Source organism: Bacillus sp. Nf3, assembly GCF_003028545.1.
GTDB classification, from domain to species: domain Bacteria; phylum Bacillota; class Bacilli; order Bacillales; family Bacillaceae; genus Bacillus; species Bacillus safensis.
In genome coordinates this window covers 138119-155897 of record NZ_PYUA01000004.1, presented here as the reverse complement: position 1 = coordinate 155897, position 17779 = coordinate 138119, and the positions used below count along the sequence as shown (strand labels likewise).

18 protein-coding genes and 1 pseudogene are annotated in these 17779 nt (G+C 41.2%); 9 read left to right on the top strand and 10 right to left on the bottom strand.

The window, feature by feature from the left end; genetic code table 11:
- Nucleotides 1-27 precede the first annotated feature (27 nt).
- Both lepB and C9414_RS13685 read right to left on the bottom strand, forming a co-directional pair.
- A complete protein-coding gene (lepB, locus tag C9414_RS13690) occupies nucleotides 28-540 on the bottom strand; it encodes a signal peptidase I (RefSeq protein ID WP_047202354.1) in 513 nt (170 codons plus the stop codon).
- Nucleotides 540-1157 carry a TVP38/TMEM64 family protein gene (locus C9414_RS13685; RefSeq protein ID WP_024425492.1) on the bottom strand — a complete coding sequence of 206 codons (618 nt, stop codon included), beginning with the start codon at nucleotides 1155-1157 and terminating at the stop codon, nucleotides 540-542. Before C9414_RS13685 ends, lepB begins: the two co-directional genes overlap by 1 nt.
- A gap of 158 nt (nucleotides 1158-1315) precedes the next feature.
- Here C9414_RS13685 and C9414_RS13680 point away from each other — a divergent pair, with 158 nt between their 5' ends.
- Complete coding sequence (locus tag C9414_RS13680) at nucleotides 1316-1684, top strand: YhjD family protein (protein WP_041089714.1); 369 nt, start codon at nucleotides 1316-1318, stop codon at nucleotides 1682-1684.
- A gap of 62 nt (nucleotides 1685-1746) precedes the next feature.
- On the opposite strand, the gene C9414_RS13675 is transcribed toward C9414_RS13680, so the two are convergent.
- From C9414_RS13675 to C9414_RS13665, 3 genes are all read right to left on the bottom strand, one after another.
- Nucleotides 1747-2703, bottom strand: coding sequence for an LCP family protein (locus C9414_RS13675; protein WP_107163838.1), 957 nt, complete (start codon nucleotides 2701-2703; stop codon nucleotides 1747-1749).
- A gap of 179 nt (nucleotides 2704-2882) precedes the next feature.
- A complete protein-coding gene (locus C9414_RS13670; protein ID WP_064498569.1) occupies nucleotides 2883-3161 on the bottom strand; it encodes a barstar family protein in 279 nt (92 codons plus the stop codon).
- A 65-nt stretch (nucleotides 3162-3226) separates the two neighbouring features.
- On the bottom strand, nucleotides 3227-4396 hold the full coding sequence (locus C9414_RS13665) for an MFS transporter (RefSeq protein ID WP_107163837.1): 1170 nt from the start codon (nucleotides 4394-4396) through the stop codon (nucleotides 3227-3229).
- Between the two features lie 145 nt (nucleotides 4397-4541).
- On the opposite strand from C9414_RS13665, the gene pdxR reads away from it, so the two are divergent.
- Nucleotides 4542-5981: a MocR-like pyridoxine biosynthesis transcription factor PdxR gene (pdxR, locus tag C9414_RS13660; RefSeq protein WP_107163836.1), complete on the top strand. Its 1440-nt coding sequence runs from the start codon at nucleotides 4542-4544 to the stop codon at nucleotides 5979-5981.
- A 31-nt stretch (nucleotides 5982-6012) separates the two neighbouring features.
- On the opposite strand, the gene C9414_RS13655 is transcribed toward pdxR, so the two are convergent.
- Together C9414_RS13655 and C9414_RS13650 are read right to left on the bottom strand one after the other, a co-directional pair.
- Entirely contained in the window at nucleotides 6013-6495 is a 483-nt protein-coding gene (locus C9414_RS13655) for a hypothetical protein (protein WP_039177626.1), read from the bottom strand.
- A gap of 323 nt (nucleotides 6496-6818) precedes the next feature.
- Complete coding sequence (locus C9414_RS13650) at nucleotides 6819-7397, bottom strand: competence protein ComK (RefSeq protein ID WP_039177625.1); 579 nt, start codon at nucleotides 7395-7397, stop codon at nucleotides 6819-6821.
- A gap of 289 nt (nucleotides 7398-7686) precedes the next feature.
- Here C9414_RS13650 and C9414_RS13645 point away from each other — a divergent pair, with 289 nt between their 5' ends.
- Complete coding sequence (locus C9414_RS13645) at nucleotides 7687-7923, top strand: IDEAL domain-containing protein (RefSeq protein WP_107163835.1); 237 nt, start codon at nucleotides 7687-7689, stop codon at nucleotides 7921-7923.
- Between the two features lie 56 nt (nucleotides 7924-7979).
- Here C9414_RS13645 and C9414_RS13640 read toward each other — a convergent pair whose 3' ends face one another.
- Entirely contained in the window at nucleotides 7980-8840 is an 861-nt protein-coding gene (locus C9414_RS13640; protein ID WP_024425480.1) for an SDR family oxidoreductase, read from the bottom strand.
- Between the two features lie 142 nt (nucleotides 8841-8982).
- Here C9414_RS13640 and C9414_RS13635 point away from each other — a divergent pair, with 142 nt between their 5' ends.
- From C9414_RS13635 to C9414_RS13620, 5 genes and pseudogenes are all read left to right on the top strand, one after another.
- The gene (locus tag C9414_RS13635) at nucleotides 8983-10515 is read left to right on the top strand and encodes an FAD-dependent oxidoreductase (protein WP_107163834.1); all 1533 of its coding nucleotides are present in this window, start codon (nucleotides 8983-8985) and stop codon (nucleotides 10513-10515) included.
- A gap of 91 nt (nucleotides 10516-10606) precedes the next feature.
- Nucleotides 10607-11146: pseudogene (locus C9414_RS21330) on the top strand (protoglobin family protein); the annotation flags it as partial.
- A gap of 144 nt (nucleotides 11147-11290) precedes the next feature.
- Nucleotides 11291-11902: a methyl-accepting chemotaxis protein gene (locus C9414_RS21325; RefSeq protein ID WP_404841197.1), complete on the top strand. Its 612-nt coding sequence runs from the start codon at nucleotides 11291-11293 to the stop codon at nucleotides 11900-11902.
- A 61-nt stretch (nucleotides 11903-11963) separates the two neighbouring features.
- Nucleotides 11964-12548, top strand: coding sequence for a histidine phosphatase family protein (locus C9414_RS13625; protein WP_047202360.1), 585 nt, complete (start codon nucleotides 11964-11966; stop codon nucleotides 12546-12548).
- Nucleotides 12549-12935: 387 nt separating this feature from the next.
- A complete protein-coding gene (locus C9414_RS13620; protein ID WP_047202379.1) occupies nucleotides 12936-14081 on the top strand; it encodes a serine alkaline protease SapB in 1146 nt (381 codons plus the stop codon).
- A gap of 46 nt (nucleotides 14082-14127) precedes the next feature.
- On the opposite strand, the gene C9414_RS13615 is transcribed toward C9414_RS13620, so the two are convergent.
- Complete coding sequence (locus C9414_RS13615; RefSeq protein WP_064498263.1) at nucleotides 14128-15411, bottom strand: M48 family metallopeptidase; 1284 nt, start codon at nucleotides 15409-15411, stop codon at nucleotides 14128-14130.
- Between the two features lie 177 nt (nucleotides 15412-15588).
- On the opposite strand from C9414_RS13615, the gene C9414_RS13610 reads away from it, so the two are divergent.
- Entirely contained in the window at nucleotides 15589-15996 is a 408-nt protein-coding gene (locus C9414_RS13610) for a YhfM domain-containing protein (protein WP_107163833.1), read from the top strand.
- Between the two features lie 92 nt (nucleotides 15997-16088).
- Here C9414_RS13610 and C9414_RS13605 read toward each other — a convergent pair whose 3' ends face one another.
- The gene (locus C9414_RS13605) at nucleotides 16089-17642 is read right to left on the bottom strand and encodes a fatty acid--CoA ligase family protein (RefSeq protein WP_107163832.1); all 1554 of its coding nucleotides are present in this window, start codon (nucleotides 17640-17642) and stop codon (nucleotides 16089-16091) included.
- Between the last annotated feature and the right edge of the window lie 137 nt (nucleotides 17643-17779).

Sequence of the window (17779 nt, the reverse complement as noted above, 5' to 3'; positions counted from 1 at the left end):
GCTTTGCATGTGCAGAGCGCCTCTTTTTTATTCATCCTGATTTCTTTTGACACCAACTACTTGATCTTTTGAAATCGTTCCAAAATGCCGGCTGTCAAAGCTATGTATTCGGTTATCTCCGATCACAAAGTAATGGTTTTTTTTGATTTTATCTTGTCCTGTGATGGCTTTCAGCTGAAAATCCCCTGTCAGGACATTCCCCATTTTATGTTTTTTCTGCTCTTTTAAATAGGGTTCTTTCCATTTTGCACCATCCACAAATAACTGATCATCGACATACTTGATCGATTCTCCCGGGAGCCCAATGACCCGTTTGATCAAAATTTGATTTTTTGGTCCGTGAAATAACACATAATCAAACCGGCTAATTTTCGTGAGTTTTGGCGAGAACTTGTTGATTAATAATTCTGTTCCATCTGTAAATGTGGGGTCCATACTAACCCCTTCTACTTTATACTTCACAAACATGAAATTCTTTACCTGGAACAATAAGACGATGCATGTAATAATCATCAACCATAACAATGGCTTCTTTTTCATTAAGAGCCTCCTTTGTCCTCACGCTTGCTCATTCGAATGTTCAACCTATTTTCTACTCTCTTTCCAACATACCATAATAAAACGATAACTAGAACCGCAAAAACACTTCTTAACGGATTCTTTACTAAGGCAGAAAGGTCATAACCAATAAAACTAATGATAAAGAGCATGACACACTTACCAGCTAAAGCAGCTAATGAAAATTGCCACATGCTAATTCTTGATAAGCCTGCGACCACATTGACGGCAGCAGAAGGTGTAAAAGGAAAGCAGAGTAAAATAAATAACGGACCAAATCCCCGTTTCTCTACCCAAAGCATTAATTTCTTAATGGAAGGGTGTCTGCTAATAAAGTTCAGCATTCTCATCTGTCCAAATTTTCTGATCAGTAAAAAGACAAGAATAGAACCTGCACTTGCACCGATCCAGGTTAATAAGAATCCTTCCCAAAGGCCGAATGCATTTGCATTTGCCACCGCAAACGCCACGAGTGGTAAAAAAGGAAGAAATGCTTCAATCAGAGGAAGCAATATAGCAACAATTGGTCCAAAGGCCTTGTAGCTTTCAAAAAATGATGTGATATTTTCATGAGTAAATAGAGAAAGAAATGATGTCAACTTGTTTGACTCCTTCAAGGTTTGTCTACATTTCATTTTACATGGAAAACATAAAAATATACAAATAAATCCCACTCGCCCCCCCTTGAGATTGTTTGACTCATTCGATATAATAAACAAGAACATTTGTTCTATTTATAAAGAAAGCAGGCTTGAACATGACGAGACTATCAAGAGTACAGCTTCAAATGATGGAACAGGCCATCTTTCTTCCTATGGTCATCTCCATCCTCAATCGTGATCTGACACACTTAAAACAACATCAAACATTTAAACTAAATGAACCATACATTCAGCTTGTGACCTCTGTGTTAAAGGAAGCACAGAAAGCACTTTATGAACTGAAGCAGCATTTACGTAAAGAAAATATGAAAGTACAGCAAATTGAACACGATGAGGGATTTACAACGTATCTATTTATCATAAATGGCTATGAAGAAAAGCATAAATACTTTAATCCGCGTATACGTCACCGGGTAGAGGAACTGCTGACTCGATATTTTCTCCAACAAACAAACGAACTATAGGCTGAAATGCAGCGCGTTACACATGCAAAAAAAGCCTGCCGAGGCGGCAAGCTCCTACTTATTTATGATAATTCAAGCTGTTTTCTCAGCTCTGTTCTGACTTCGTTTAATCCTGGTCCATCTAACTCAAAATAATACACATTCCCAGTCTGATAATCATGACCCTTTAGCTGAATGGTATCTACTGATTTCAATGAGCTCAGTAATGGAAAAAGACCGATGAACTGTTTCATGGAAAGATTTGTTGAGACATTATCACCAAGCGTATCAATGATGTTGTCGTATGACGGGATCGAAGAAATCGATTTAGATTTTTCAAAGATGGCTTGAAGTGCTTCCATTTGGCGCTTTCCGCGCATGAGATCACTGTCTGCTTTTCTCGTTCTCACAAAGGCTAAAGCTTCTTCGCCATTCAGTCTATGAGTGCCTGTCTGCACTTGAACTTTTCCTTTTGAATCCTTTTCCATCTGTTTTACGATGCTTTCATCTTCAATCGTTACATCAATTCCGTTTAGCTCATCCACAATGTCTTGAAATGCCTTAAAGTTCCCTGAAATCACATAGTCTACAGGAATGTTCAACAAGTTTTCGACCGTTTTGACTGACAAATCTGCACTTCCAAACGCATGGGCGTGAGCAATTTTATCATATCCTCTTCCCGGTATATCCACATAAGAATCACGAGGAATACTGAGAAGCTTAATGGTTTTGTCTGTTCGGTTCACCGCCGCCAGTAAGACCGCATCACTTCTTGCTTCGTCTACCGTTTCACCTGGACGGCTGTCAATTCCAAGCAGCAGCACCGAAAAGCTGTCTTTTCCTGGATCAAACGCTTTTACACGCTTTTGCGAGGTGTCTCCTCTTTCTAATGATACTTGCGCCTTATTCGACGCTTTTGAAATTTTATAATATGCGTATCCAGTCACGGACACTGCCATCACCATGACAAATGCCATGATAAACAGCACGGCTTTTACCCAAGGCCTTAGTCTTCTTTTTGATCTTGTTTTTTCCTTCATCCTTTCCGAACCCTCACTCTATCTTAGTCTATCAATGTAGGTCCCACTATAACATATTTTGATGAAAGTTTCCTTCATACAACATATTTTTATGAATCCACAATCTTAAACATCAGACAGCTCACCTATTTACAAATCAAAATCAAAAAAACAGCCTGCGGCAGCGGCTGCTTTTTCCATCATGATTGAATATCAAATTGAAATTGTCCCTTCAGTTCTTCTTCTGCTTCTTGGAATAACTGACGCAAGCTCTCAGCATAATCGCCAAGAGCGTCTTTGCTCGTTTGAAAATTCACCCATGTCAGTTCTACTGGAAGATTCACCTCTCCTGTTAAACAGTCCCAAAGGGCATCAAGGTTTTTCCCGTAATAATCAGGAAGGTGTAAAACTGTTTTTAGCTGATCGTGAAGCTCTTCTTGCGACCTGCACACTGCGCCGTCCAGCTGCACTTTTTTCATGTTCATCTTCCCCTCTCCTCTCTATATTTTAAACGAATTGGAAGAGAAAGAGAAAGATAGGCACCTTACTTTTGTTTCTGTCTGACACCTGAGACGAATAGAATGAGGCAGGCAGCCACAACGAGTAAGAAAAAGAGGATTAATACGATCTGAGTACCGTAAATATCAGCGAAGAGGCCAACAAACACACTTGGAATACCAAGACCTAAATAAGCAAACAAGTAATAGCCTGCAACGGCTCTAGCCGCCTCTTTTTTCCCTCGCTCAACAATGAGCTGAAGTCCGCCTAAATAAGTAAATCCATAGCAGGCAGTACCCGCCAGCATCGTTCCGGCAAGCACAAGGAAGATAGATCCGCTGTTTGCACCGTATAGCAAGAGGCCATATCCGCATGGAAGACAGATAAACCCCAAAAGAAGCGCTGTGCTGCTATTCATCTTGCGCACAAAGGGCTGCATCAGGACACCTGCCATATTAATCAAAAAGAGAGCCGGTCCTACCCACAATTCATAACCATTTAATTTAAGCTGTGCTGGCAAAATTGAAATGACAAGGCCGCACACCGACCACGCGATAGCAATGGCTGCATTCGCCGGCATTGTTCCTTTTGGAAATCTTGGCATGTTCATCATCGGTTTACGTGAATCTCCTTGGACAGGCGGCACGAAAAAGAAGACACCCAAAATAGTTAAGAACAAAAAGGCCAGAACAATCCAATAGCTAAGCGGCGTGAGCGACACACGCTGAAAAGAAAGAAGTGCCGTAAAAAGAGCACCGCCCCCAAATCCAACCGAACTGCATAATGCAATAAAAGTTGGAATCCAGCTTGATTTCTCAGGATATAAAGCAATCAAATATGCGGTGCATGTTCCAACGCTAAGACCAAGACCGACACCTTGCAGCAGCCGGGCAGCAAAAAGCATCTGTATGGAAGGATGTACAATCATCAACAAGGTGGCACATAACGAAAAGCTAAGCGCAACCAATAAAATCGGTTTGCGTCCAGCCCGGTCAGAAATGCCGCCAAGAAAAAGCAAAACTGGAATGAGTCCGAAGACATACGCAGCAAATACAAGTGCTGTTGCCGCCTTTCCGTACCCTGCTTGTTCTGCATACGCCGTATAAAGGGGCACTTGCAGATTCACAGCAATCGTAATCATAAAAAGACCAAGTAAAACGAAAATAAACGGGATGATGGATAAGTGTGCCGTTTCTTCTTTGGATGCTGGGATCATTTGACTCTCTCCTCTATATCATTACATATGAGAACAGTGTACACACCATTTGGCTTACTTCCTACATCCAAAAACAGCACTATTGACCAGTCCATAATTCCGTGTCATCATCATCTTATGTTGTGAAAACGAGAGAAGGTGCACGATGTATATTCATTTAGACCGTTCAAGCGCTACCCCGCTCTGGCAGCAAATCGTGAATGAGATCATTCAAAAAATTCATTCACAAAAACTGCATCCTGACGATCAGTTAACACCGACAAGAGTGCTCGCACAGGAGCTTAATGTATCAAGATCAACCGTCCAGCTTGCCTACGATGAGCTGCTGGCAAGAGGCTACGTCAGCACATCTAGAAGAGGCGGTACAAGGGTCATTTCAAGTGATCAATATACAGCTTCCCCTCCCCATCAAAGTGAACCGCCTTTCTCACCTCCGATAAGACCTCACTTTGAAGAAGCTGAAAAACAAATGGATCATTGGCTATCAGCCAATCAATTTCATGAGAAGCTCGATATTGATTTTCGTCATCAGGAACCGGCGATCGATGACCACTTTCAAAACATATGGAAACGCTCGCTCATGAAAGCATTACAGCGATTAGACATGAAGAATTGGGGCTATTCCTCCCCGCATGGATTATGGGAAGTGCGTTCAGAAATACGCCAATATTTATCTGTTGAGCGCGGGATTGAAGTAGAAGAAGATCAAATGGTGTTAACAGGTGGCACTCAGCAAGCCATTGATTTGATTTCACAGGTATTGCTTAAAAAAGGGGATACAGTAGCTGTTGAAGATCCAGGTTTCCCTGGGGCAAGGCTGTCGTTTATGCATCGTGAAATGAACATTCACCCTGCACCAGTGGATGAAGAAGGAATGGTGGTGAATACTTTGCCCCACCGAACAAAACTGATTGCTGTGACGCCCTCCCATCAGCGTCCAACTGGTGTATGTATGAGTGTAAACAGAAGGCAGCAGCTGCTAAAGTTTGCTGTCAGCCATCAGTCTTATATATTAGAGGATGATTTTGATGGAGATTATCGTTACCATGGCGGGCCGCTCCCTTCCCTATTTTCAGAAGCACCCGAGCATGTGATTTACATCTTAAGCTTCTCAAAGGTGCTGGCGCCTGGCATCCGGCTTGCTGCCATTATCGGCTCCAAAGCAATCATAAAAGAAATTGCCGTACTGCAATCACTCATTCAAAGACAGCTGCCCATTATGGAACAAATCACACTCGCTTCTTTTTTCAAAGAAGGAGAATTCACGCGGTATGTCAGGCGAATGAGACAGCTGTATAAAAAAAGACAGGCAGCCATGATGGAAGCCCTTCTCGCACATCACTTTGACAAACACTTCCGTATCTATGGAACCGATACGGGCCTTCATGTCTTTTTAGAAGGAGCGCCAGACTTTGATGAAAAAGGAAGCATTGAAGTAGCAAAAGCAGCTGGCGTTGGCATTTATCCACTAAGTCCTTATTGTTTTGAAAGCAATCGAAAAGGATTACTGCTAGGATTCGCCTGTACAGACGAAAGCATGATTCAAGAGGGCGTTCGCCGTTTAAAGAAAATACTTCACATCTAAAAAAGCCTGGAAGTAAACCTTCCAAGCCTTTTTAGGATGATTGCTGAATCTGACCTACTTCTTCAATAAATGCGGCTGTCTGCTGCAAGCCATCCTGAAAATGATGGGTAGCGGATATAAACAGCTTTTCTTGATCGGGATGCTTCAAGAGCTTCTCCACCTTACTAACCCCTTTTTCAAATGAAGCAAGGCCTGTCTTTAATTGTTGATCGGCCTTTTGATAAGCGGCTGGAACTTCTTGATGATCAAGCCCTTTTTGAATCACACGATCAAATGCTTTCGTCGCTTCTGTCAATTTTTTATTTGTTTGAATTTTTCCATGTCCATCTGAGATAAACTGATCGGTCATCTTTTCATATGATTCATTTAACTCATCCATATAAGATTGAACCCATTGTTCATAAGCAGCTTCTTTTGCGTCTTGTTTTGAAGGCGATTGACCTGCTTGCTGACAGGCTGCTAGTAATGTCACTGTTAGGATAAATAGCAGCACCAAATGTGATTGTTTTTTCATACAGAGCCTCCATTTCTTCATCCCACTCGTTCATATCGGTCAAATATAAGCATCCTTTACTACATAAAAATACTTCGCAAGAATTGATTTCTTTTATTGTAACAGACAAGCTCGTGTCACTTCTGTGATTTATGAGTAAATGGATGAAAATACGTCTAAGGATTCACATTTCCCTGTCATTTCCCAATACAACCAATAGACGACGAGACATACGTATTTGGTTTCAATGAATTCATCTTTATGATGTATGCCCCCCCTTTTCGCATTGCATAAAGTCCATATGAGATAAGAGGTCCAGCGGCTGCTCTGCCGCTGGCTTTTGATTAATATCTGTTACGAAGCTCCCTTAATATAAAATCGTATACGAGATTGAGCTGCTGTTCCTTTGGATACAGCATAAATTCTTGTTTCTTAGGAAGACCTCCATCAAGACGATCTTGAAATTTCGTTCGGAGATATGCTGTTCGGTGCACCTGACTCTCAAATGATTTATATGAGACATCAAGTTTGATGGTTTGCTCATTTGTAAAGGTGACCACCGTGTCTCCGAGGGATGATTCCTGGAAGGTATGAATGTATTTGTGGGAGATCCAGCCGCACTGAGGACGGTTGGATGAATAGGTTGGGAAGAAATACAGATGATTGGATGAGTCAATTACAATTGGAGGCTTATGAGAAATTCCTGTTACTTCGTATGTTCCCGCCTTTCTGCCTGCATAGCTTGAGCCGAAGAATCTGCAGCTGCGTTCAATAATTTGCAGGGGCTTTAATTCAACGTAAAAGCTTGTCTCTCTTTCGATGACTTTTGAATATACTCTTTTTCCTTCTTCAACTGAAAGGACCGCCATTGTTGTTTGATTAATGACGTATGAATCTAAAGGTGTTTCACTAATTCCTGACACTTCATTTCCTCCTGTGTTAATATTTGGTTATTTAAGATACTATTAATCTATCACCAACATATAAGAAACGACAGGATTTTTTCAAAATTTATTAAAAATCATCTTTTTATCATATTTTTTAGTCCATTCGATCTATCGAAAAGCTTTTTTTAAAGATATATCACATTCTGTCGATTGGACAAGTGATGTCGATTCTGCTCAAAAATAAATTGTCTAAAAATTATAAATTCTTGTTGATTTTTTCTCCGCCAATCCATATACTATAAAAAAGGCATCGGGGGGATTCTTTATGAAAGAGAAAAAAACGTATGCTGAGCTCATGAAGTCCCGCAACACCCAAAAAACCGAAGAAAACGGCGTCACCATTTTAGACATCTATATTCAAATGGTTTTAGATGAGGCGCTTTATAAACAGCGCTTAACCTTCCTAAGAGAAGAGATTGATAAGGCACTGGATCAGCGTGATGAAAAGCGATTCATTGACTTGTCAGCTCAATATGCAGAACACTGCTTACATCAATCATGATGATTTTACTTGCGGCAGAGAGACAGCAACTTGTCTCTTTACCGCAAGTTTTTTGTTTATCCATTTAAAATGGTTCCACCATTCACATGGAGCATTTGTCCATTCATATAAGATGAGTCTTCACTTGCTAAAAACAAATAACTGGGTGCAAGCTCTACTGGCTCACCAGGACGCTCCATTGGGACATCCCCGCCAAATTCAGACACTTCTTTTTCAGTAAAGGTTGATGGAATCAGCGGTGTCCAAATAGGACCCGGTGCTACCCCATTCACTCTAATCCCTTGTTTAATGAGCGATAAGGATAATGATCTCGTAAATGTCACGACCGCCCCTTTTGTAGATGAATAATCGATCAATGTTTCATGCCCTTTATAGGCGGTGACAGATGCTGTATTAATAATACTGCTTCCTTTTTTTAAATGAGGAAGAACAGCCTTTGTTAAATAAAACATGGCAAAAATATTCGTTTGAAACGTCCGAAGAAGCTGATGTGAGGTAATTTGCTCAATGCTTTTTTGCGGATGCTGTTCCCCGGCGTTATTCACCAAAATATCAATGGAACCAAACGCATCTTTTGTTTTTTTGACGACCTCATTTGAAAAAGCCTCATCCCCTAAATCACCTGCAATTAAGATGACACGGCCTCCCGCTTTCTCAATATAGTCCTTCGTCTCTTCGGCATCGCGATGTTCACTTAAGTACACAATGGCGACATTGGCACCTTCCTTCGCAAATAAGACAGAGACTGCTCTTCCGATCCCGCTGTCTCCACCTGTCACAATGGCTGTTTTTCCTGCTAACTTTTTGTCCTGCACCTCACGATCAAAGACAGGTCTAGGGTTCATTTTATATTCAAGACCAGGACGTTCATTTTGGTGCTGAGGCGGCAATGTTTTCTTCGGCTGCTTTGTTGACACGTTAGTCCACTCCTTCCTTTTATCTTGTTTATTTTTATGTGGTGACTCCTTTTTTATGTATGACGCCCTTGTTTCCTTACAGATGTATGATTTTCATCATTGTGGAAAAATTATACACAACAAGTTAAGTGGAGGCGACAACATGGAACAAGAACATAAAGGAATGGAAGAGGCAAAATCGTTATGGCTGGCGGACAGCCGGAAACATTCTTTTCCCGCTGTCAGTGAAGATCTCACAGCAGAAGTGATCATTGTCGGCGGCGGTATTACCGGTATCGCTGCGGCGTTTGAAATGACAGAGCGAGGATTAGATGTGATCATCATTGATGCCGATCAATTGCTGCAAGGCACGACCGGACACACAACGGCTAAAATCACTTCACAGCATGATGTGTACTATCATGAGCTGATACAGCAGATTGGCATGCCAAAAGCACGTTTGTATGTAGAAGCAAACGAGAAAGCAAAAGACCTCATCCAAGCTCGTATCAAAGAGTACGACATCAATTGTCAGCTAGAGATAAAAGATGCGTACCTTTATACAAAGGAAGAAAGCGGAGTAAAAAAGTTAAAGAAGGAATTAGATGCCTACAAACAGCTTGGTATTGACCGGGAATGGAAAAAAACGCTTCCTTTTGACGCTGACATCAAAGCAGCCCTTGGAATGACGAAGCAGGCACAGTTTCATCCTCTTCATTATCTCAATGCGCTAATTGACAAGCTCCTCAAGCGAGGTGTACGTATCTTTGAACAAACAACCGCTGTTGATGTAAAAGAAGGAAACAGGCCTGCTGTCGTCACAAAAAACGGACATCATCTGACAGGGCGCTACATCATTTCATGCTCACACTTTCCTTTTTATGATGGGAAAGGACTTTACTTCACCCGAATTCATCCAGAACAATCCTATGTTGTAGCAGCCAAAACGACAAAACCTCTCCCAGACGGGATGTACCTCGGAATTGATCAGCCTGCTCACTCTTTAAGAACGGCAGAATGGCACGGCGAGGAAGTTGTCCTCATCGGAGGAGAAGGTCATAAAACAGGACAAGGCGGAGATGAATCCGCTCACTATGAAGGACTAGAAACGTTTGGAGACGCCACCCTTGGAATTGAAGAAGTGCTGTATCGCTGGTCGACACACGATATGGTCACAATGGATCAAATCCCTTACATTGGCCGCCTGACCAAACACCACCAGAATATCTTTGTAGCGACTGGCTTTAGAAAATGGGGTATGACCACAAGCCACGTGGCTGCTACTCTTATCGGTGATTTAATTGAAGGAAAATCGAATCCATACGAATCAATTTTTACGCCATCAAGACCTGTTACTAACTCTTTCGTCAAAGATTTCGTAAAAGAAAATACCAATGTCGCTGCCAAGCTGATCAGTGGTAAATTCAAACAAACTGATCAAACAATCGATGATTTACAACCAGGCGAGGGCGGCATTATCTCGTATGAACATAAAAAGTGCGGCGCCTATAAATCAGAGGATGGGAATGTTTTTCTTGTCGATACCACGTGTACTCACCTAGGCTGCGAAGTCGCTTGGAATAATAGTGACCGCACTTGGGATTGCCCGTGTCACGGTTCACGTTTTTCTATTACTGGAGAAGTAGTAGAAGGCCCTGCTAAAAAACCACTAAAAAGGTCATATGCAGAACAGTAAAATTTCACTCGTTCCCCTTTAAAAAATCCAAAATTATCCGATAAAAAACATAAAGTCTGATATTTGTGATGATTATGGGGGGACAAACACATTGTTATTTAAAAAAGAATCGAAAAGAAAAAACACTGCTTTTTTCACAGAGCAGGATGATGGGATAAAACGAATCAATTTCTCGAACAATACGGACATTGCTAAACAAATCAAAATGATCGACCTGACGCAGCATGACCTATTGATATTAAAGCAACTCAATTCAATTGTTCAGGATGATATTGCACATATCGTTGATAAATTTTATAAAAATTTAGAAGTCGAGTCTTCCTTGATGCATATCATTCAAGACAATAGTTCTGTCGACCGTTTGAAAAAAACACTCCGCATTCATATTAGCGAAATGTTTGCAGGTGTGATTGACGAAACCTATGTAGCAAAACGCATTAAAATTGCGCAAGTTCATTTACGGATTGGACTCCAGCCTAAATGGTACATGGCCGCATTCCAAGACCTTCTGCTATCAATTATGGATTTATTCGCTAACCATATCCAAGATTTCAAAGAATATCAGACAGCAGTCAAAGCGACAACGAAAATTTTAAATTTAGAGCAGCAGCTTGTCCTAGATACATTCCAAAACGAATATTCTAAAATTCGTGATGAAGCAGAAGAGCAGCAGCAGGAGCTTCATACAAAAATCACGGAAACGTCAAATTCGCTTGCTTCGCTCTTCTCAAACACAACAAGTGCAGTTGACAAGCTTGTCTCAAAATCGGATGAGATGGCGGACATGTCACAAGCTGGAACACAAATTTCAGCACAGGTCGAAGAAAAATCAATCGGCGGTAAAAAAGAATTAGAAATTCAGCAAACACAAATGAATCAAATTGATGGCAGTATGACAAAGATTGAAACAGAAATTAAGCGCCTTGAAGAAATCGCTAAACAAATTGAACAAATCTTTGGGATTGTCACAGGCATTGCAGAGCAGACGAACTTGTTATCCTTAAATGCCTCAATCGAATCTGCACGAGCAGGTGAACATGGAAAAGGCTTTGCTGTCGTTGCAAACGAGGTGCGCAAATTATCAGAGGACACAAAGAAAACGGTTTCAACTGTATCTGAACTCGTTAACAATACCAATTCACAAATCGCCATAGTGTCTCAGCATATTGCGGACGTGAATTTACTTGTGACAGACAGTAAAGAAAAAATGACACAAATCAATTCACTCTTTGATGATATCGTCAGCAGCATGAACTTAAGCAAAAACCAAAACGGAAAAATTGAAATTGATCTTCAGACCTTCCTTAACGAATTGAAGGAAGTCAAACAAACAGTGTCTCAAGTCGCAAGCTCCGTCGAATCCTTAACTAGCCTGACAAATCGCTAATACAGCCTTTTTTCTTCTGCTTTAGTATAATAGAAGAAAAGATAGAAAAGGCGGGATTTGATTGACAACAATTTGCCTAGTCAGACACGGGGAAACAGATTGGAATGCAGCGAAACGAATTCAAGGACGAACAGATATCCCTTTAAACGACACAGGTAAATGGCAGGCTGAACAAACTGGACTTTACTTAAAGGATGTCCATTGGGATGTTGTCATTTCCAGTCCACTCATAAGGGCAAAAGAAACGGCACACTTGATTTTAAATCATGTCCATGCCCCACTTGTCATCATGGATGATTTCATTGAACGAGATTACGGTGACGCTGAAGGCATGTCGTTTGAGGAACGTCAAAAGCTGTTTCCAGATAAACAGTATCCAAATATGGAACCACTAGAGACGATTCAAAACCGAATGTTAGAAGGAATTGAGAAAGTCAGAGCAGCCTATCCAGATCAACATGTGTTGATCGTGGCTCACGGTGCTGCTATCCATGCTTTACTCACCACTTTGGCTGATGAACATATGGGTCTACAGAACACGAGACTTGTCAATGCTTGCTTAAATTATGTGGAATGGTCAGATGGTAAATGGAAGGTTCGTGATTATAATGTGGTCAGCCATTTAACTCAATCTACCCCTTCTTAAAGAGCCTGTTATCTTAGCAGGTTCTTTTTTATGACAAAAACAATGATAAAATAATATTTTTTTATATCGAAATTCGAAATAGATGCTAGACGATTCTACCTATTTTATGGCTTTTCGGGTATCGAATATTTAACTAGAAATGGATCATGAGAAAAAAAGCATACTCCCTTTTTAATAGATCATCGCTGAAATGATAGAATAAACATATTTTACCACCAGTTCCAAGTGACTTAATTCCCCAATTTTCGCTAGGACTTTCACAAAAATTCAGGTCTACTCTTATTTGCCTACTTCCCTTAAACTGAATATACAGAATAATCAAACGGATCATTCTATTAGACTACGGATGATTATTCTGAAATAAGAAAAAAGGGATGTGGAATGTGCGTGAAAAAGAAAAATGTGATGACAAGTGTTTTATTGGCTGTCCCTCTTCTGTTTTCAGCAGGGTTTGGAGGCTCCATGGCAAATGCCGAGACGGTCTCCAAGACAGATAGTGAAAAAAGCTATATTGTTGGTTTTAAAGCCTCTGCCACCACAAACAGCTCTAAAAAACAAGCTGTCATTCAAAATGGTGGAAAACTAGAAAAACAATACCGCCTCATTAATGCTGCACAAGTGAAAATGTCCGAACAAGCCGCCAAAAAACTTGAACATGACCCTAGCATTGCTTACGTAGAAGAAGACCATAAAGCAGAAGCATATGCACAAACCGTCCCTTATGGAATCCCTCAAATCAAAGCTCCAGCTGTACACGCTCAAGGTTATAAAGGTGCTAATGTCAAAGTAGCTGTCCTTGATACTGGAATCCACGCTGCACACCCTGACTTAAATGTTGCAGGCGGTGCGAGCTTCGTCCCTTCAGAGCCAAATGCCACCCAAGACTTTCAATCACACGGAACTCACGTAGCTGGAACCATTGCTGCCCTTGATAACACAATTGGTGTACTCGGGGTCGCTCCAAGCGCTTCCCTATATGCTGTAAAAGTATTAGACCGTTATGGCGACGGACAATACAGCTGGATTATTAGCGGTATTGAATGGGCTGTTGCCAATAACATGGATGTCATCAATATGAGCTTAGGCGGACCAAGCGGTTCAACTGCGCTTAAAAATGCCGTCGATACAGCGAATAACCGTGGAGTCGTTGTTGTGGCAGCCGCAGGTAATTCTGGCTCTAGCGGCTCTAGCAGTACAGTTGGCTATCCAGCAAAATACGATTCTACAATTGCTGTTGCCAATGTAAACAGTAACAATGTCAGAAACTCATCTTCTAGCGCAGGTCCTGAATTAGATGTTTCTGCACCTGGTACTTCTATTTTAAGTACAGTGCCAAGCAGTGGATACACTTCTTATACTGGAACATCTATGGCGTCTCCTCATGTAGCAGGAGCAGCAGCGCTTATCCTTTCTAAAAACCCGAACCTAACAAATTCACAGGTTCGCCAGCGCTTAGAAAATACAGCGACACCGCTTGGTGACTCATTCTATTATGGAAAAGGGTTAATCAACGTTCAAGCGGCTTCGAACTAACCAAGTGTGATAAAAAAATCCGGCTGATCCAGCCGGATTTTATTTATTACTGCTTTTTAGGCGGCTTCTCTTTTTCCGCCGCTTTTTCCATATCCATGATTCTCTCCATCATGGTTGGGTGTCCATAACGGAAAATCTTCACTAGAAATGGTGGATTCACCTGGGACAATCCTGATTTTGCAAGCTTTTGAAAAGACGTTACGCCCGCCTCCCCGTCTTTTGTCATGTTCACCGCATATTCATCGGCTGCCCGTTCTTGATGCCTTGACACTGCATTTGTAAAAGGTGAAGCTGCAAATGACAGCATCGATACGATGATTAAAAGAAGCGGAAGAGCAGCAATGTCGTGTGACACCTTCAGACGAAATGTGGCTGCCCCTTTTTGATAAAGATAAAAATAAAGACGATCGATCGCAAATAATCCGGCCAATGACAGCACTAAATATCCTGCTAATCCAATATAAACATGTTTCATGACGTAATGTCCCATTTCATGCGCCATGATAAATAAAATTTCGCGGTCTTTCAGCTTTTGCAGTGTTGTGTCCCATAAGACAATACGCTTATTTTCACCAATTCCTGTGACATAAGCGTTCATCGTGTTCGTTTTCTCAGACATATTGACCTCATACACATGATCTGCCGGAATATGCGCTTTGTCTGCAAGCGTTAATATCTTCTTCTCAAGCGCTTGATCCTTTAGTGGATAAAAATTGTTATATAACGGATCAATGACGACCGGCTGTATAAAGAAGAGAAACAGCGTAACTGGGACTGTCAAACACCACGCATACAGCCACCAGCGTTTTCTTCTCTTTTGAATCAGCCAAAAAAACACAATTGCACAAAGGGCAAGGAGCGGATATTGAATCCAAAAATCCAGTGTTTGATCTTTCAACCAACTTGCCGTACTTTGTGCAGATACTCCGTAGTGCAAAGACAGCTGATAGCCAATCCACTTCATTGGGAATGAAATGAGCATTGTTAGAAGCGACAGCACAAACACGTACACAAGTTTGCTTAAAAACGTGAAACGAGCTGCTGACAGGCTCCAGTCTGCTATTTTCCGTGAAAACCCTGAAATGAGCAAAAGGAAAAAGACATACCAATCTAATGGGATGGTTATGAAATACAGCAGGTTCCGTATGTTCGAGAAATTCTCGCTGATCGCAAGCTCATGACTTGTCATAAAAGTATGCGGATCTGCACTTGTCCCTTTTACACTTTCAGGTACCGATGAATCCCCCATTAGAAACAAATATGAATAAATAAAAAGACCGTACAATATGTATGCTACCGTTGCAAGAGCTACCCATTTACGTACTCGCACAGGTCAGCCTCCTTTCCATTCCTCTCTCTATTCTAATCACTCTTTTTTTCGTTTAGAACCTGTCTCATGTGGCTCCATCATAGCATGCCCCATCTGAAAAAGCTTTCGCGAAAAAAATGATTATGCGACTTAAAAATCGGAGAAGCTACATGTATAACAGTGAGTTGGAGGATCAAAATGAAGAAAATCCTTGCAGGAGTTGTGATTTTGGGACTTTTATTCATCACCTTCTTTTATGTGTTCAGCCGGACGAGCGAAATCTTTGATGAGAATCGAGCAGAAAAATTGCTGCTCTCGCCAGCGAATGAATCCATCTCGTATGAAATAGATGATAAGGACACAGCAGAAGATCTAATTGAAGATTTAAATAAAGGCAGACAAACAAGTAATCATCTCAAAAAAAATTTAAAAAAGCCCGATTATATCGCCAAAGTGATGTTCGGACGAACAAACGGCACCACCTTTCAGCTTTGGACCGACCGATCACAAGTCGTTTTTTTGGTTGATGGAACGTTTTATGAACTCAATCAAAAACAGTCGAAATCTTTTCAGAAACAGTTAAAAGAAGCCATTCAAAAGAGCTAAAATGATCTTTTTAGCCCTTTGTCTTCTTTCGGCGTGAGATGCGAGGATTTGTCTACATGCTAAGGGAGCCTCCTCATCAGAGACTCCCTTTTTTATTTACTTTCTTCTGCTTGATACTTCTCCTTTAGCGCTCTTCTTAAAATTTTACCTGTTGTGTTTTTTGGAATATCATCTATGAAATGGATCGTTTGGGGCTGCTTATATTTCGCTAAATAGCGTGAACAATGTGTGATGATGTCTTCTTGATTAATGTGAGCATGTTTCTTAGGGGAAATGTAACAGACGACTGCCTCTCCTGTGTTTGGGTCTGGCACACCGATAACAACGGCTTCTGCTACAGCTTCATGTTGATAAAGTACTTCTTCTACTTCTCTTGGATAAACATTATAACCGCCAACAAGAATCATATCCTTTTTCCGATCGACAATATAAATATATCCTTCTTCGTCTCTTCTCGCCAAATCACCAGTATACAGCCAGCCGTCTCTTAGTGCAGCTTCCGTATCTTCTGGCATTTGATAATAGCCTTTCATGATGTTTGGCCCTTTTGCTATCAGCTCTCCGACTTCATTAGGACCAACTTCTTCTCCAAGTTCATTCACAATTTTATTCTTCACATTCATAATGTCAGTCCCGACAGAACCCGGCTTTCTTTTTCCATCAAGAGGATTGAATGCAGTCACTGGAGATGCCTCTGATAACCCATAGCCCTCAAGGACCGTCACTCCGAACTTTTTCTCAAATCCATGGAGTAAGGCAACGGGCATTGAGGCACCGCCTGATATACAGATCCTCACGGAAGACATCGCTTCATTATGCCCCTCCTGACGGTACAAATAGTTATACATGGTAGGAACACCAACAAATAGCGTTGGCTTCTCTTTTTCCATCATGTGCAAAAGCTCTGATGGGCTGAAATGCGGCAAGACATAAATCGTCGCGCCATGCATTAACGGTGCATTCATACAGACTGTTAAACAAAAAACATGGAACATTGGCAAAGCGGCAATGACCTTGTCCTTTTTATCAATCGATAAATACTCAGCGACATCTCTGGCATTTGAATAAAGGTTGAAATGAGTCAGCATTGCACCTTTTGGTTTTCCTGTCGTGCCAGATGTAAATAAAATAACAGCGGTATCATTTGGCTGAATGGAAGGATGTACATTCTCATTCGCAGCTCCTGACACAAGCTTTCCAAAGAAAACAAGTCGATCAGATACTTCCTTGAAGCTTGATCTGCACGCCGATTCATTTTCTGCACAAATGATGACTCTTTCAATGGACGGAAGCTGCTCATACACCTGCTCGTACACTGGCAGAAGCTGTTCAGGCGCCACAATACCTTTTACATCACCTGTGATGAGCATATACCCAATTTCACTAGGTGTGTATGTTGGGTTAATAGGTACTACGACAAGTCCTGCCTTTAATGCGCCAAAAAAAGAAATGACAAAATGCGGTGAATTTCCTAAAATAAGCGCGATATGATCCCCAGCTTGAAACCCTTCGTTGACTAATCCATCTGCAAAACGCTCGATACTTGTCATCAGCTCTCGATAGGTCCACTTCTTTCCTTCATAGATCAGTGCGATATTTTCTCCCTTCGTCATCGCCGTCTGCTGAAGATTTTTGATCAAATCCATTCTCCCACCCCTTACATGTCATCAATGAATGAATGACCATTCATTTTATGGCCGAACATTCCTCCTTTCTATTATAATAGACAATCGAAAAAATCCACAAGATCAAATGTAAATCGCTTTCATTTCCTTCAATCAAA